Source organism: Pseudovibrio sp. Ad26 (genome assembly GCF_001623285.1).
GTDB lineage: Bacteria > Pseudomonadota > Alphaproteobacteria > Rhizobiales > Stappiaceae > Pseudovibrio > Pseudovibrio ascidiaceicola.
On the sequence record NZ_LMCE01000146.1, the window covers coordinates 419642 to 434698 of the forward strand.

General features: G+C 53.3%; 12 protein-coding genes. 4 read left to right on the plus strand and 8 right to left on the minus strand.

Going from position 1 to position 15057, the window contains the following annotated elements; all coding sequences use genetic code 11:
- Positions 1-11: 11 nt before the first annotated feature.
- The 6 genes from PsAD26_RS25690 to PsAD26_RS25715 form a co-directional block, all read right to left on the minus strand.
- Positions 12-1625 (minus strand): ABC transporter substrate-binding protein, encoded by a 1614-nt coding sequence (locus tag PsAD26_RS25690; protein WP_063312655.1) that lies wholly within the window; start codon positions 1623-1625, stop codon positions 12-14.
- Positions 1626-2022: 397 nt separating this feature from the next.
- Positions 2023-3150 (minus strand): sn-glycerol-3-phosphate ABC transporter ATP-binding protein UgpC, encoded by a 1128-nt coding sequence (ugpC, locus tag PsAD26_RS25695; protein ID WP_063312656.1) that lies wholly within the window; start codon positions 3148-3150, stop codon positions 2023-2025.
- Positions 3151-3165: 15 nt separating this feature from the next.
- Positions 3166-4830, minus strand: a complete 1665-nt coding sequence (locus PsAD26_RS25700) for an alpha-glucosidase family protein (RefSeq protein ID WP_063312657.1) — start codon at positions 4828-4830, stop codon at positions 3166-3168.
- A 5-nt stretch (positions 4831-4835) separates the two neighbouring features.
- Positions 4836-5663 carry a carbohydrate ABC transporter permease gene (locus PsAD26_RS25705; protein WP_063312658.1) on the minus strand — a complete coding sequence of 276 codons (828 nt, stop codon included), beginning with the start codon at positions 5661-5663 and terminating at the stop codon, positions 4836-4838.
- Positions 5660-6625: a sugar ABC transporter permease gene (locus PsAD26_RS25710; RefSeq protein WP_063312659.1), complete on the minus strand. Its 966-nt coding sequence runs from the start codon at positions 6623-6625 to the stop codon at positions 5660-5662. Before PsAD26_RS25710 ends, PsAD26_RS25705 begins: the two co-directional genes overlap by 4 nt.
- A 116-nt stretch (positions 6626-6741) precedes the next feature.
- The gene (locus tag PsAD26_RS25715) at positions 6742-8016 is read right to left on the minus strand and encodes an ABC transporter substrate-binding protein (RefSeq protein WP_063312660.1); all 1275 of its coding nucleotides are present in this window, start codon (positions 8014-8016) and stop codon (positions 6742-6744) included.
- 469 nt (positions 8017-8485) lie between these two features.
- Here PsAD26_RS25715 and PsAD26_RS25720 point away from each other — a divergent pair, with 469 nt between their 5' ends.
- From PsAD26_RS25720 to PsAD26_RS25735, 4 genes are all read left to right on the plus strand, one after another.
- Complete coding sequence (locus PsAD26_RS25720; protein ID WP_063312661.1) at positions 8486-9511, plus strand: substrate-binding domain-containing protein; 1026 nt, start codon at positions 8486-8488, stop codon at positions 9509-9511.
- A gap of 99 nt (positions 9512-9610) precedes the next feature.
- Complete coding sequence (locus PsAD26_RS25725; RefSeq protein ID WP_063312662.1) at positions 9611-10318, plus strand: ABC transporter ATP-binding protein; 708 nt, start codon at positions 9611-9613, stop codon at positions 10316-10318.
- Positions 10312-12684, plus strand: coding sequence for an FtsX-like permease family protein (locus PsAD26_RS25730; RefSeq protein WP_063312663.1), 2373 nt, complete (start codon positions 10312-10314; stop codon positions 12682-12684). The genes PsAD26_RS25725 and PsAD26_RS25730 overlap by 7 nt, the downstream gene beginning before the upstream one ends.
- A 2-nt stretch (positions 12685-12686) precedes the next feature.
- Positions 12687-13883, plus strand: coding sequence for an HlyD family efflux transporter periplasmic adaptor subunit (locus PsAD26_RS25735; RefSeq protein WP_063312664.1), 1197 nt, complete (start codon positions 12687-12689; stop codon positions 13881-13883).
- Between the two features lie 30 nt (positions 13884-13913).
- Here the strand turns inward: PsAD26_RS25735 and PsAD26_RS25740 are convergent, their stop codons facing one another.
- A complete protein-coding gene (locus PsAD26_RS25740; RefSeq protein WP_208985859.1) occupies positions 13914-14234 on the minus strand; it encodes a hypothetical protein in 321 nt (106 codons plus the stop codon).
- Between the two features lie 88 nt (positions 14235-14322).
- A complete protein-coding gene (locus tag PsAD26_RS25745; protein WP_063312665.1) occupies positions 14323-15051 on the minus strand; it encodes a YafY family protein in 729 nt (242 codons plus the stop codon).
- Between the last annotated feature and the right edge of the window lie 6 nt (positions 15052-15057).

The following is a 15057-nucleotide window of genomic DNA, read 5'->3' on the forward strand; positions in this document are numbered from 1 at the left end:
ATTAGCCAATCTTATTTTTTTACAGGCCAGAAGAATACGCCAGTGATAGCGCCACCCGGGTTGAAGCCGGTTACGTTTGCAGCCATTGAGTTCTGCTCAATCTGCTGGAACATAACTGAGAATGGAGCTTCTTTCTGGAAGGTCTTCTGAGCTTGCACGTACATGCGAGCACGCTTTTCGCGGTCACTTTCCTGTACAGCCAGATCGGTCAGCTTGGTCAGTTCTGTTGCTGGGTAAGCGTTACGCCATGCCAGTTTACCAACATGCTTACCTTCATCGGAGTTATCCGGGTTGTTTGCAAAGGTATCAGCATTTGTGTGTGGATCTGGGTAATCCGGACCCCATGCACCTACGTAGATCTGGAAGTCACGTGCGCGGTAACGACCAAGGATCTGCTTGCCAGTTCCCTGTGTGATAGAGGCGCGAATGCCAGCCTGACCAAAGGTGTTCTGCAAGCTCTGAGCAATTTCAACACGCTCAGTCGCATTACGAACGATGAACTCAACATCGAAACCATCGGCATAACCAGCCTGGTCGAGCAGCTCTTTAGCTTTCTCAACATTCAATGAGAATGGAGTGTCCTTCAGTTCGCCCATATAGGTCTGCGGAAGGAACGCCTGCTGGATTGTGTACTGCCCCTTCAGGAAGGAACCGGTCATGCCTTTGTAGTCAACGAGATACTTCAGAGCTTCCGCAACCTTTGGATGGGACAGCGCCTTATCCTTCTGGTTGAAAGAGATGTACATCAGACGACCACGGAGCGTGTCTTCAACCTTCAGGTCTTCATTGGTGGAGATCGCAGCAATATCTTCTGGAGACAGTTGACGGGCAACATCAACATCGCCTTTTTCCAGCATCAGACGCTGAGAAGCAGATTCCATCACGTGACGCACGATGACGCGCTTCATCGCAACTTCACCACGCCAGTAGCCTGGAACAGCAGTCAGAGAATAAGACTCATTTGGCTTCCAGCTCTGCAGCTTAAATGCGCCAGAACCAGCAGAATTTGTTTTCAGCCAGCCGTTACCCCAGTCGCCATCAACTTCATTGGACTTAACCAGTTCACTATCAACGATAGAAGCAATTGCAGAGGTGAAGCAGTTCAGTACGAAAGAAGGAGCGTACTTCTTATCTGTCGTAATCTGGAAGGTGTTCTCATCGACGGCTTTGATTGTCTCACTCATATTTTCAGGAGTGAAGCCAAACTGCGTAAGAATGAACGACGGTGTTTTCTTCATCGCAACTGCGCGGCGAATACTATACTCAGCATCCTTTGCGGTAACAGGGTTGCCAGTATGGAACTTGATGCCGTCACGCATTTTAAAAGTAAAGGTCTTGCCATCCTCTGAGATTTCCCAGCTTGTTGCCAGACCTGGCTCATAACCTTTGGACAGGTCAGCTGGGTTCAGCTGTACCAGACGGTCATACATGTTGTTCGCCATGTCCGTACCGGAAAACTCAAACATTTCCTGCGGATCAAGGGAAATGATATCGTCAATACGGCCAGCAACAATGAGCATGTTAGGTGGTGTTGCAGCACCAGCCTCAGAGATGATAGCGCCGGAAATTGGCATCGCCACGCTTGCAGCAAGCGTCAGCGAGAGAAGACTACGCTTAAATTGCATTTAAAAATGCTCCCCTATTTATAAAATGCCTTCACATCGTTAGTCGCGCGAAGGCGAAAGAATTGTAACCGCATCTAAGTGCAATCACTGATTAAATTCTTTCACTTTTTAAGAAAGGGAACAAGTACCCTTGGTTGAGCTCAGCCAAAGAATACCATGCACCAGCTCAATCTCTGCTTGATCCTGGACGGCTAACCTTGCGGTTTCTGCCAGTAATCCAACCTCCCCTATCGGACTAGTCAATTGGTATGATCAGGCCTGATTCAGTCTAAAAAAATCAGCTATTTAATCGTTTTAAGAATTGAAGAGGCATCTCAGAAAAAGCAAACGCTGCACACAAGGTGCAGCGCTGGAACACTATGCCAAATTGGAGTGAGCCTGTGAGCAATTTTATTTATCACGCACCCTCAAGAGCTGCAGTCTTTTCATGTTGACCTAACGTCCCCAATTTAGAAAACGCGAATCCGTCACCGCCAAACACATGCCCATGGCTGCAATCCAGCTTCACTTTGCAGCTCTCGCCAGCCTTCGCAGTAGCATCACCCCTGCCCTGAACGGTGATCAAAGAACCATCGGTCAAGCGCACATGCAGGAAGTGGCTCTCACCAAGTTCCTCAATAACCTCGACCTTCCCGGAAAGCTCGCCTTCCGTTCCGCTGCCCATGTGCTCGGGACGAATACCAAACTCAACCTTATCGCCAACAGCAAGGCCAGTCGGATCAACGACAACCTTCACAGGATCAGAGCCGATAACCGACAGCTCAACACCGTCTTCAGCAACACTTGTCACCTGCGCCTCAATGAAGTTCATCTTCGGCGATCCGATGAAGCCAGCCACAAACTTGTTGCGTGGACGATGGTACAGCTCAAGCGGGCTACCAACCTGCTCAATCCGGCCAGCGTTCAGCACCACAATCCGGTCTGCAAGCGTCATTGCCTCCACCTGATCATGGGTCACGTACACCATGGTGGCGTCCATGTCCTGATGCAGCTTGGCAATCTCAATACGCATCTGCACACGCAGCGCCGCATCAAGGTTGGAGAGCGGCTCATCAAACAGGAAGACCTTAGGATTACGAACAATCGCACGGCCAATCGCCACACGCTGACGCTGACCACCAGACAGTTGCTTCGGTTTACGTTCCAGCAACGGAGTCAGCTCAAGGATACGAGCCGCCTCCATCACCTTGTCTTTGATATCCTCTTTTGAATGCTTGGAGAGCTCAAGGCCAAACGCCATGTTCTCATAAACATTCATATGCGGATAAAGAGCATAGCTCTGGAACACCATGGCTATCTTGCGTTCCTTAGGAGAGCGCTGGTTCACCAGATCTCCGTCAATGAACATGTCACCATCAGTGATATCTTCAAGCCCTGCAATCAGGCGCAATAAAGTCGATTTACCGCAGCCGGATGGCCCAACAAACACGATCAACTCGCGATCTTTGATCTGCAAATCAACGCCGTGGATGATGCGGGTTGACCCGAAGTCCTTGACGATACCCTTGAGTGTTACATCTGCCATGGTGTTGCCCTCAGCTTAGTTCTTTGAGATTTGCAAGTAAGCCACTTGCCATGCAGGCAGGTTGAGTGCCTCGCCGTCCATTTCCGCACTAAATCCATGCCCCTCCAGCAACGCAGCAGAGCTGTACGCACCCAGAGCAACACGCATATCATTATTTGTCAGGTTGAAGACGCAAAGCACTTTCTCGCTTTCATGCTCACGCACAAACGCCAGCACATCTTCTCCCAGATCAACAAAATCCAAAGACCCTTTTTGCAGAACCTTCTGGTCCTTACGCCACTGCAGGTATTTCGCTGTCCGGCGAAGAGGAGAAGCCTCATCTCCAGCCTGAGCTTCCGCACTGTGTTCCAGATGGTCTTGCGCCATTGGTAGCCAAGGCTTGCCAGTGGTGAAACCACCGTCCTTGGTCCATGCAATCGGCGTCCGGCACCCATCACGACCTTTGTACTCAGGCCAGAACTCAATGCCATAAGGATCCTGCAGGTCTTCCAGAGCCACATCAGCTTCTTTAAAGCCCAGTTCCTCACCCTGATAAATGCATGGGCTACCACGCAGCGATGCGCTCAACGCCATCAAAGCTGGCGTGGCCACCTGAGGATCAACATCAGCAGGAAGCCGCGACCCCATACGCTTCACATCGTGGTTGGACATCGCCCAGCTCGGCCAACCCTCAGTCACAATGTTCTGCAGGTTGGTCACCCGCTCACGCACATACTTTGCAGTTGGCGTGTTGGAAAGCAGATCAAAGCTGTACGCCATGTGCAGACGTCCCTCACCAGAGGTATACTGCGCCATGATCTCGCTGGCTTCATGCCCCGCACCAATCTCACCAACAGTGGTGGTGTTCGGATACTCGTTCATCACAGCCCGCAAACGCTCAAGGAACGGCAGATTTTCTGGCTGCGACTTGTCGAACTTGTGGTCCTGGAACGCATAAGGGTTCACGCCAGTCACATCCGCAAGACTATCCGGATCCGGATAAGGCGGGTTGTCACGCAGCTGCTTGTCATGAACGTAAAAGTTCACGGTATCCAAACGGAACCCATCAACACCCAGCTCCAACCAGAACCGACCTGCATCAAGCACAGCCTGCTGCACTTCTTCGCAATGGAAATTCAAATCCGGCTGAGAACGCAGGAAGTTATGCAGGTAGTACTGACAACGACGGCTGTCCCACTGCCAGGCAGAACCACCAAAGATGGACAGCCAGTTGTTTGGCGGAGACCCATCAGCCTTTGGATCAGCCCACACATACCAGTCAGACTTGCTGTTGGTTTTATTGCTGCGGCTTTCAACAAACCATTCATGCTGATCAGAAGTATGCGAGATCACCAGATCGATCAGCACACGAATGCCCTTGCCATGCGCTTTGGCAATCAGCTCTTTAAAGTCGTCCAGAGAGCCGAACATTGGATCAACGTCTTCATAATCAGAAACGTCATATCCAAAGTCATCCATTGGCGACTTCATGAAAGGCGAAATCCAAATCGCGTCGGCACCAAGATCGGAGATGTAGTCCAACTTCTCTGTAATGCCTGGAAGGTCACCAATGCCATCGCCATTGCTATCTGCGAAAGACCGCGGATAGATTTGATAAATGACTGCGCCCCGCCACCAATCCGGATCGTTCGCCAGAACGCGATGGCTTGTATTTTCATTTATTGGGGTAGAGAGGTTCATTCCAGTTATCCTTTAACCGCACCAGCTGTAAGACCAGCGACGATTTTTCGTTGAAACACCAGGACTAGGACCACGATCGGGACGGTCACTAGTACAGAAGCAGCCATGATATTGCCCCATGGCAGCTCGTATTCAGTTGCGCCGGACATCAGGGCAATCGCCACAGGCACGGTGCGAACTTCGTTGGATAGAGTAAAGGTGAGTGCGAAGAGGAACTCGTTCCACGCACCGATGAAGGCAAGCAGACCAGTGGTCACCATCGCAGGCCACATCAGCGGCAGGAAGATCCGGCGTACAATGGTCAGCGGAGAAGCCCCGTCAACAACAGCAGCCTCTTCAAGTTCCTTCGGCAGCTCCTTCATAAAGGTGGTCAGCACCCACACAGTAAACGGCAGGGTCAACACCGTGTTCGGGATAATCAAACCCGGCAGAGAGTTGTAAAGTCCTATGGAACGGATCAGCTCATACATGCCAGAAAGGATCGCCACCTGTGGGAACATGGAGACTGACAGGATTGTCATCAACAACAAGCCACGTCCACGGAAGTGGATGCGAGCCAACGCATAAGATGCCGTCACTGCGATAATCAGCGACAGGATCACAACCGAGGTCGCCACAATCACCGAGTTCAGAATATTGAGGCCAAACGGCTGTTCTTTGAAGATGGAGAAATAGTTCCCCGTCGTGAAGGATGTTGGGAACACGGACGGGTTGAACAGCTCCTGCCCACTGCGAAAGCTCGTGACAATCGCGTAATAGAACGGGAAGACCGAGAAAATCACGACCACAACAACGAGTGTGTAAAACAGAATAGACTTCATCTGCCTGTTCATGATTGTTCTCCTTCACCGGATTTCAGCCCGCCTGCCACCACGGTAATGGTCGTCAGCAGAGCGATCACAATGAACAGCAGCGTCGCAGCCGCAGAGCCATAGCCAACCTCCTGGAAATCAACCAGTTGCTGCCTTGCATAGACTGACATGGACATGGTCGAGGTGGAGCTGGACGTCAGCACGTAAATCAGATCAAACACACGCAGCGCATCAAGACTGCGGAAAATCACAGCAACAATGATCGCTGGACGGATCAGCGGCAACGTCACCTTAAAGAACACACGGATTGGATTGATGCCGTCCACGCGGGCGGCCTCATAGATATCACCCGGAAGCATCTGAAGGGCAGCAAGGGTCAGCAGCGCCATGAACGGTGTTGTTTTCCAGACATCCACCATGATCACGGCCCACATCGCGGTGGAAGGATCAGCCGTCCAGGCAATCGGCTCAGACAGAATGCCGACACTCAGCAGAATTTCGTTGATCACACCAAACTGGTCGTGAAGCATCCAGCCCCACATCTTGGCGGAAACAATAGTCGGGATCGCCCAGGGGATCAGAACCGCAGCACGCACAAGGCCACGGCCTTTGAACTCTGCATTCAGGATCAACGCAATGAGAAGCCCGAATAGAGTTTCAAAACCAACAGAGATGACAGAAAACCAGAGAGTATTCCAAACCGCATTCCACCACTCGGCATCAACGAGAACGCCATAAGCCTCTCCGTCATAATACGAGAGATAGTTCTCAAAGCCGATGAATTGAGATTGGCTGAGATCTGTGAGGTTTGCGTCGGTAAAACCCAACCAGATGGTGCGAAGCAACGGCCAGCCTGCAACAGCAGCCAAAGCAATCATCATGGGGGCGAGAAAAAGCCACGCGGCGCGCAATCTGGCAGAACTCAGATTGGAGCGTTTTGCCTTACGAGTGGCTATACCATCCTGCTGAAGAGCAAGGGTCATCCTCTGATCCTTGGTTTCTTTATTTCAGGGAAACTCCAAGGAACCACCCAGGAGCTCGGTTCAGTGTTGCGGCCATCGGGAGGCCGCAACACAGATCGCAAGTCTAGGGAGGAGACTTACCAGCCTTTACGCTTGATGCGTTTCAGGTTCTTTTCAAGCTTCGCAAGGGATGCCTCTGCTTCGGTTTTACCGGAAAGCACGTCATGCACTGCATTGTAAAATGCATTGGAAACTTTGTTGTAGTTAGAGCCAGTTGCACGAGATGGACGTGCCACAGCATTGGTGAAGGTGTCTTTCAATTGACCCATGAACGGGCTTGCTGCAAGAACATCTGCATCAGTGTACAGCTCAGCAATGGTTGGGTTGTAAGACCCTTCAATAGCGCGCTGTTTCTGGCTCTTTTTACTGGTCAGGTGCATTACAAGGCTTGCAGCTGCTTCTGGGTCTTTGGAGTATTTAGAAACAGCAAGCTGCCAACCACCAAGAGTACCGGTCTGCTTTCCGTCTTCACCACCCTTAGGCAGAGCCATCACACCGATTTTGCCTTTGATCGGAGAATCGTCAGCCTGACCGAGAGACCATGCATAAGGCCAGTTACGCATGAACACTGCATTACCGGACTGGAACACACCGCGTGCATCTTCTTCCTGATAGGAAAGAACACCAGAAGGTGCAATTGTGCCGGTCCAGCTTGCTGCAAGAGACAGAGCTTTTACAGCTTTTTCGTTGTTGATGGTAATATCACCATCAGCGTTCACAACATCGCCGCCGCCAAAGCTGTCGACCCACTCAAGAGCGTCACAGGTCAGACCTTCATAAGCCTTAGCCTGATAAACAAAGCCCCACATTTTATTGTTGCCAGCGGCGCGTTCAGCATCCTGAATTTTTTTCGCGCTTGCGGTCAGATCACTCCAGGTTTCAGGAGCTTTTTCACCATGCTTTTCGAGCAGGTCTTTGCGGTAGAACAGCAGGCCAGCATCAGTGTACCAAGGCATAGCAACCAGCTTGCCTTTGTAGGTGTTGTTCGCAACGATTGGCTGGAAGTGCATGTCTTCTGCGCCATTGGAATATGGCTTCAGATCAGCAAGGTGGCTTCCCAGAATACCAGGCCAGATAACGTCAATCTGGAAAACATCAATATCAGAAGAACCAGAGCTCAGGATCTGCTGGTACAGCGCCAGCTGCTCGGTAGATGATGCAGGTGCAGCGAAAAACTTAACGGTGTTGCCAGTTTCTTTAGCCCACTCGGTTGCAGCACCTTTACAGAGCTTAGCGCCCTGACCAACGCTCCCGCAAACAACGGTAACTTCAGCAGCCATTGCATAACCCGCAACGCCAGCCATACCAGCAATAGCAACAGCAGAACCTAATAATGTACGACGGATACCCATAATGGGACGCCTCCCTGTTTCGTCCATGGCCCTTGATTCAACGAATTCCCAATCGTTGTCCGGCCATTAATTACCCCTCCAGAGCGAAGGGCTCCCCAAACACTGGTCATCTTTCAAAAGATTCCCAAAGCGCTTTGAGACAAGCAAAGTTTAGTCACCGGTCTAAGTCAATAGTAAAAATCCGTAGGAACTTTTGTGAGGCTGTCCATCTGGCACCATATTTTGCAACGCACCACCCACGAAACAGCTGAATTCTCCTAAGTTTAGAGCCCATCATATGTGGTATTTTACTGCATCTCTGAAAAATATCAGTTTTCCACTGACTCCGTTACCGTCCCCAAAGCGCTTTGGAAAAGACAAAGGTCCTACTGGATTTTAGGGAGACTTCTGGGCTAGCTTTCACACAAGCATGCGGGAGAAAAAGGGGCTATAAACAAGGCGCACAGCAAGTTTGAGCCATTGAATTATTATGAATCTTAAGAGTTTAGCCAGTCATCTCGGCCTTTCACAAACCACAGTCAGCAGAGCTCTGAACGGGTATTCTGACGTGTCTCTTGCCACCCGAAACCGGGTCTCAGAAGCAGCAAAGACCTATGGCTATCGCCCCAATGTCAACGCACGCCGTCTGGCAACCGGACGCTCCTGCGTGATCGGCATCGCCTTCCCCACTGACATGAACATGTTTCTCGATCCGCATTTCATCGAGTTTCTGACAGGTCTTTCTGAGAAGGCATCCGAGCTTGACTACGACATCATGATCTCCTCCTCGCAAAGTGAAGAAGTGGACGTCTACCGCCGCTTTGCGGAAAAAGGCACTGTTGATCTGGTGATCCTGTCCAATGTGGATCTGAGTGAAGAGCGCATCCGTCTTCTGCAAGACCTCAACATGCCATTCATCGTCCATGGCCGCACTGCCACCTGTGACAGCTACTCGTACATCGACATCGACAACTACGGCGTCTTCCACGAGCCCACAAAGATGCTGCTGGAAATGGGCCACGACAAGATCGCGATCCTCAACGGCCATCCAAACCGTGTCTACGCCATTGACCGCCTCAACGGCTGGCAGGATGCGTTGAAAGAACGAGGCGTCACGCCAAACCCGGATTATATGCGTGCAGGCGCGATGTCAGAGGAAAACGGCTACACCTTCGCCATGGAAATCTTACTGCTCGAAAACCGCCCGACTGCCCTGCTCTGCTCAAGTGTGGTCATGGCAAAAGGAGCGTACAGAGCCTGTAGCGAACTCGGCATCAAGATTGGTTCGGAAGTCTCCATCGTCGCCCATGATGACAACGTGCCTCTCGCACAAGCATCTGACATGAACCCGCCACTGACCGTCACCCGTTCTCCACTGCGCGACGCAGGTCGGGAGATCGCGATCATGGCAATGAACTACCTCAAGGGCACACACATCAAAGAGCTGCAATGCCTGTGGCACCCGGAACTTATTTTCCGCAAATCTGTAGGCGCTCCGCCACGCAGCAGCACCTGACCTAGGGAATTTACTCAATTCCTTGAGTGGGATCATTGCCATACAACTTGAAATTGAGGCTATAGTGTAATGTAGCTGCACATTCAGGTTAGGGCCCCTATGCCAGCGCCAGTATTCATTGCCGATAATGTAACCAAGACTTACACCACAAACGAGGTTGAGGTGCACGCACTTCGGGGTGTTTCCATGACACTCTTTGAAGGCGAAATGGTTGTGTTGCTCGGACCATCCGGCTCCGGCAAATCCACATTCCTGAACATTCTCGGCGGTCTCGACAATGCCACCTCCGGCACAGTCTCGTTCATGGGCAAGAACCTGACGGACTTCAGCGAAAGCGAACTGACCCGCTATCGGCGCGATTACGTCGGCTTCGTCTTCCAGTTTTACAACCTCATTCCCAGCCTCAACGCATGGGAAAACGTGGCTCTGACAACCGAAATCGCCAGGAACCCAATGGACCCGCAGGAAGCGTTGGAACTGGTCGGCCTCGGCAACCGTTCCTCTCACTTCCCGGCGGAAATGTCCGGCGGTGAACAGCAGCGCGTCGCCATCGCCCGCGCCATCGCCAAACGGCCAGAAGTCCTGCTTTGTGATGAACCCACTGGTGCACTCGACACCAAAACCGGCACGCTGGTTCTGGAAGCCCTGCAGCGCATCAATCTGGAACTTGGCACGACCACCGCAATCATCACCCACAACACGGCAATCCAGCAAATGGCAAACCGTGTTTATGTCTTCAAAGACGGCGCAATCGAGAGCACGCACGAAAACGAGAGGCCCAAGCAACCGTCGGAGGTTGCATGGTAGCTCTGCCCGTCCTTGACCGAAAAGTCATCCGTGACTTGAAACGCCTGTGGGCGCAAGTGCTCGCGATTGCTTTGGTCATGGCGTGCGGAGTGATGACGCTGATCCTCGCACAAGGCGCTTACCGCTCCCTCAGCCAGACCCAGGAAACCTATTACGATCAATACCGCTTCGGCCACATCTTCGCACAGGCCGTCCGCGCACCCGATCACCTGAAAGAGCGCATCGCAGCCATTGATGGTGTTGCCGCCGTCGAAATGCGCATTGTCCGCTCCGCCATCCTCGACATTCCGCAGATGGCAGAACCCGCCGCTGGCATCGCGCTTTCCTTGCCCTCAGGCAGAAAGCCCGCCGTCAACCGCCTCTACTTACGCACAGGTCGCTTGCCGGAAGGCTCCCGAACCAACCAGGTCGCCCTCGACTCACGTTTCGCCAAAGCTCATAGCCTCAACCCCGGAGACACATTCAGCGCAACCTTGAACGGTAAGAAGCTCAACCTCGAAATCACCGGCATCATCCTCTCGCCCGAGTTCATCTACGCCCTCGGTCCGGGAGATCTGGTCCCCGACGACCGCCGCTTCGCCGTCTTCTTCATGGCCCAATCCGCCATGGAAGGCCTGTTCGGCATGAAGAACGCAGCCAACGACATCTCCTTGAGACTACTCAGAGGCGCCTGCACGCCATGTGTTCTGGAAAAACTCGACCGCCTCCTCAAACCATACGGCGGCACTGGCGCGTATAAGCGCAAAGACCAACAATCGCATGCGTTTCTGGATGCGGAACTCACCCAGCTCTCCGCCATGGCGAAAGTGTTGCCACCCATATTCCTGCTGGTCTCTGCCTTCCTTGTCAACATGATCCTATCCCGCCTGATCGCTTTGGAACGCGAGCAAATCGGCCTCCTTAAAGCCTGCGGATACTCTTCTTGGTCCGTTGCAGGCCACTATGCCAAACTGGTCTCAATCATCGCTTTCCTCGGCGTCGGCATTGGATCAATTGCAGGCAATTACATGGGCCGCTTGATGACGCAGATGTATGCCCAATACTTCTCGTTCCCATTCCTCGTGTTCGATGACAGCCCAGAACTCTACTTCATCGCAGCTGCTATCTCGCTAATCGCAGCTTTAGGCGGTGCATTCTCATCCATCATGAAGGCTGCACGCCTGCCACCCGCAGTCGCCATGCGTCCCCCCGCTCCACCGCGATTCCGCAGCTTCCTCTCGCTCAAGTCAAAGCGCGTGCGCCTCCTGTCCCAGCTCAGTACTATGGGCCTGCGTCATCTCCTGCACAATCCGGTGCGCAGCCTGCTCACCAGCCTTGGCGTCTCCTTCGCGCTCGCTCTGCTCGTCTCAGCCCTGTTCCTGACCAACTCCATGGACCACATGATCAATGTGGCCTTCAACAAAGCAGAAACCGCAGATGCCCGCCTGACACTCGCCGACGACAAAGCCCCCAGCGTGCTCGGTGACATCATGCGACTGCCCGGCGTTCTCACCGCTGAGGCTTACCGACGCGAGCCCGTCATCTTGCGTTTTGGCTCACGAGAGAAACGTGTTGCGATCACAGGCCGTCCCACCAATGCCAACCTCTCTCGCATTTTGGACCTCAACGAGCGCGCCATCCAGATGCCTCGTACAGGCCTCATGCTGCCAACCCACCTTGCAAACCAGCTGGGTGTAAAGCCGGGTGAGATGGTGGAAGTTGAGCTCACCAAGCACAATTCCATCCTGCGGCAGGTGCGCGTCTCCGGCACTGTCACCAGTTACATGGGCATCTCTGCCTCCATGCACATCGACGCGCTGAACGCCCTTGTGCCCACAGGCCCGCGCATCTCTGATCTGGCCATCAACATCGACCGCACACGCCTCGACGATCTCTACAATGCCGTGAAAGAAACACCGGGCCTTGGTGGCATCGCCATGCAGATGCTCTCGCGCGAAAAGTTCCGTGAACTCATGGACCAGAGCGTCAACTCCATGCTGGTCGCATACATCACCATCGCGGTCATCGTGGCCTTTGGCGTGGTCTACAACGCCGCCCGCATTCAGCTGTCAGAACGAGGTCGCGAGCTCGCCAGCCTGCGCGTCATCGGCTTTTCCAAGCAGGAAGTGTTCCACGTCATTCTGGTGGAAATGGCCATGATCGTTCTGTTGGCACAGCCCATGGGCTGGCTCATCGGCTACGGCATGGCAGCAGGCATGATACAGGGCTTCGCCAGCGATCTCTTCCGCGTGCCACTTGTTGTTTTGCCCAGCACCTACGCCATCGCCAGCTTTGTCATTCTCACTGCCGCACTGGCCTGTGCGCTTATCGTGCGCCGCCGTGTGGGCAAGCTTGATCTCATCAAAACCTTAAAAACGAGGGAATAGGAATGAACGGTAAATACGTCAAACGAGGCGCCTATATTGCTGTCGCCCTGCTCGTTCTCCTCCTCATTGGTTGGGCCATGCAGGAAAAGCCAATCTCCGTTGAAACAGCTAAGGTCACCCGTGGCGACCTGATTGTCACTGTGGAAGAAGACGGCAAAACCCGCGTCAAAGAGATCTACAAAATCTCCGCGCCCATCGCCGGACGGGTGGACCGTTCTCTGCTGGAAGTCGGCGACAAGGTATCTCGCGGCGAAACAACCGTTGCCACCATCAATCCGCTCACGACCCCGTTCATGAACGCCCGCACCAAAGCAGAGGCACTGGCAGGCGTTGAAACCGCCAAGGCTGCCATCACACTGGCAGAAGCTGAGCTCGCCTCCGCCAAGGCAGAGCACAAACTGGCCAAGTCAGAGCTCATCCGCGCCCAACGCCTCAACCGCTCCAAAACCATCTCTGACGCTCAATTGGAGCGCGTGGAAATCGACGTCACTCTGAAAGCCGCCAAAGTGCAAAGCGCAGAAGCTCAAATCGCCCAGCGAAACAGCGATCTTGCAAGCGCCAAAGCCCGCCTGATAGAGCCTCACATCGCCCTAGACCCCGAACGGTCTGAAGAGCTGGCCGTCCGCATGATCACCCCTATCAACGGTGTCGTCCTCAATCTGGCAGTCGAAAGCGAGCAGACCATCCAATCCGGCGCATTATTGATGGAACTGGGTGACCCAGCAGATATCGAGGTGGTCGTCGACCTGCTTTCCACTGAAGCAGTCAAAATCACAGAGGGTGCAAAGGCAACATTAGTCGATTGGGGAGGCAACACCTTGAAAGCAACCGTCCGCCGCATTGACCCGGCTGGCTTCACCAAGGTCTCAGCCCTCGGCATCGAAGAACAACGCGTCAACGCTATTCTGGATCTGGACACCCCGGCTCTGGAACTCGGCCACGGCTTCCACCTGCGCGCCGCCATTGAGACATGGCACGGCCAAAACGTCCTGCTCATTCCCATGACCGCCCTCTTCCGCGAAGGCAACGACTGGGCCACCTTCAAAGTCGTCAGTGGCAAAGCCCAACTCCAACTCCTGACAATCGGCGCCTTCAACCAGGACATGGCCGAAGTCCGCTCCGGCCTGACCCAGAACGACACCGTGATCCAGTTCCCCGGAGACACAGTTTCTCACGGCACTGCAGTGGTGGCGGAGTGAGCATGAAGGGAGAGGCGATGCTTCTTCTCATCAATTGAAGATATCCTCGACAAACTTATAAATCAGATAGAGCGCCAGATAAGCGAGAAATGAGCTGGAAACACCTGCAAAGAAGATCAGGTAACCATTCGCCCTGTACATGCTTTGCTCAGCAAAACCGTAGTTAACAAGCACCCAGAGCGTCGTTCCAATCGATACTGTCATTGCACCGGCAAACAACAGCACTCGTACTCGTTTGTTAAAACGGAAATATCTCTCAGCATCACGCCCGATAATAAGCAGCTCAGCAAACCCCGTGTAAGCAAAGGTGGCAACAAGCAAAAGAAGGCTGTTCCAGATCGCATAATTCAAAGCGAATTCCGCACGCAATTAATAGCATTTTCAAAACGCCCTCATTCTTACTTACAAAACAACCAAACACAACCTGAAGGTGTATAAATTACATCCGTAGAGCAGCCTTCTCCGCCGCAACTCTCTCCCGCCGTGCCAGTTCCATTTTCCACCAGCGGTCTCGCAGGGCGACGCGGTTTTCGCGGTAGCGTTCTTCCAGTACGTCCATCTGCTCCACGCGGTCTGTCCGGAACGCGCGGAAGTCCTTGCGCAGCTCACACCACGCCACGATCATCCGTGATTGCGCAAAGAACGTCAGGCTCAGCGGCCATATGAGACGCTCACTCATTTCGCCCTGCGCATCCTCATAGATAAGACGCAGTTTGTTTTGCCCGCGGATCGCTTTGCGCACGTCACTCAGCTCAATGCGCGCGGAGGGAATAGGTTCCACACCCACATCCGGCGCATACAGTGGCGCTTCAATAAACTCATCCCGCGCTTCTGGAGAAAGCACCGCTGCTATCTTGGCAATCACATCACTGGCCGTGCGAATAAGCTGTTCATCCCCACGCACCTGCACGTGGCGCAGCCCCATCATCACCGCCTCCAGCTCATCACTGTTGAACATCAGCGGCGGCAGATCATACCCTTCATCCAGCACATAGCCGACACCAGCCTCACCGCGGATCGGCACACCAGTCGATTGCAGGCTGACAATGTCGCGGTAAAGCGTGCGAACAGAAACCTCCAGCTCCTCCGCCATGGCATCCCCTGTCACCGGCCCTCGATGACGCCGCAACAGTTGAACGACCTGCAGCAACCGATCTGCTCTACGCATATTCCT

Excerpts from the sequence above, each read along its gene's own strand:
- PsAD26_RS25690 (WP_063312655.1), bottom strand. The coding sequence starts at position 1,625 with ATGCAATTTAAGCGTAGTCTTCTCTCGCTGACGCTTGCTGCAAGCGTG.
- ugpC (WP_063312656.1), bottom strand. The coding sequence starts at position 3,150 with ATGGCAGATGTAACACTCAAGGGTATCGTCAAGGACTTCGGGTCAACC.
- PsAD26_RS25700 (WP_063312657.1), bottom strand. The coding sequence starts at position 4,830 with ATGAACCTCTCTACCCCAATAAATGAAAATACAAGCCATCGCGTTCTG.
- PsAD26_RS25705 (WP_063312658.1), bottom strand. The coding sequence starts at position 5,663 with ATGAACAGGCAGATGAAGTCTATTCTGTTTTACACACTCGTTGTTGTG.
- PsAD26_RS25710 (WP_063312659.1), bottom strand. The coding sequence starts at position 6,625 with ATGACCCTTGCTCTTCAGCAGGATGGTATAGCCACTCGTAAGGCAAAA.
- PsAD26_RS25715 (WP_063312660.1), bottom strand. The coding sequence starts at position 8,016 with ATGGGTATCCGTCGTACATTATTAGGTTCTGCTGTTGCTATTGCTGGT.
- PsAD26_RS25720 (WP_063312661.1), top strand. The coding sequence starts at position 8,486 with ATGAATCTTAAGAGTTTAGCCAGTCATCTCGGCCTTTCACAAACCACA.
- PsAD26_RS25725 (WP_063312662.1), top strand. The coding sequence starts at position 9,611 with ATGCCAGCGCCAGTATTCATTGCCGATAATGTAACCAAGACTTACACC.
- PsAD26_RS25730 (WP_063312663.1), top strand. The coding sequence starts at position 10,312 with ATGGTAGCTCTGCCCGTCCTTGACCGAAAAGTCATCCGTGACTTGAAA.
- PsAD26_RS25735 (WP_063312664.1), top strand. The coding sequence starts at position 12,687 with ATGAACGGTAAATACGTCAAACGAGGCGCCTATATTGCTGTCGCCCTG.
- PsAD26_RS25745 (WP_063312665.1), bottom strand. The coding sequence starts at position 15,051 with ATGCGTAGAGCAGATCGGTTGCTGCAGGTCGTTCAACTGTTGCGGCGT.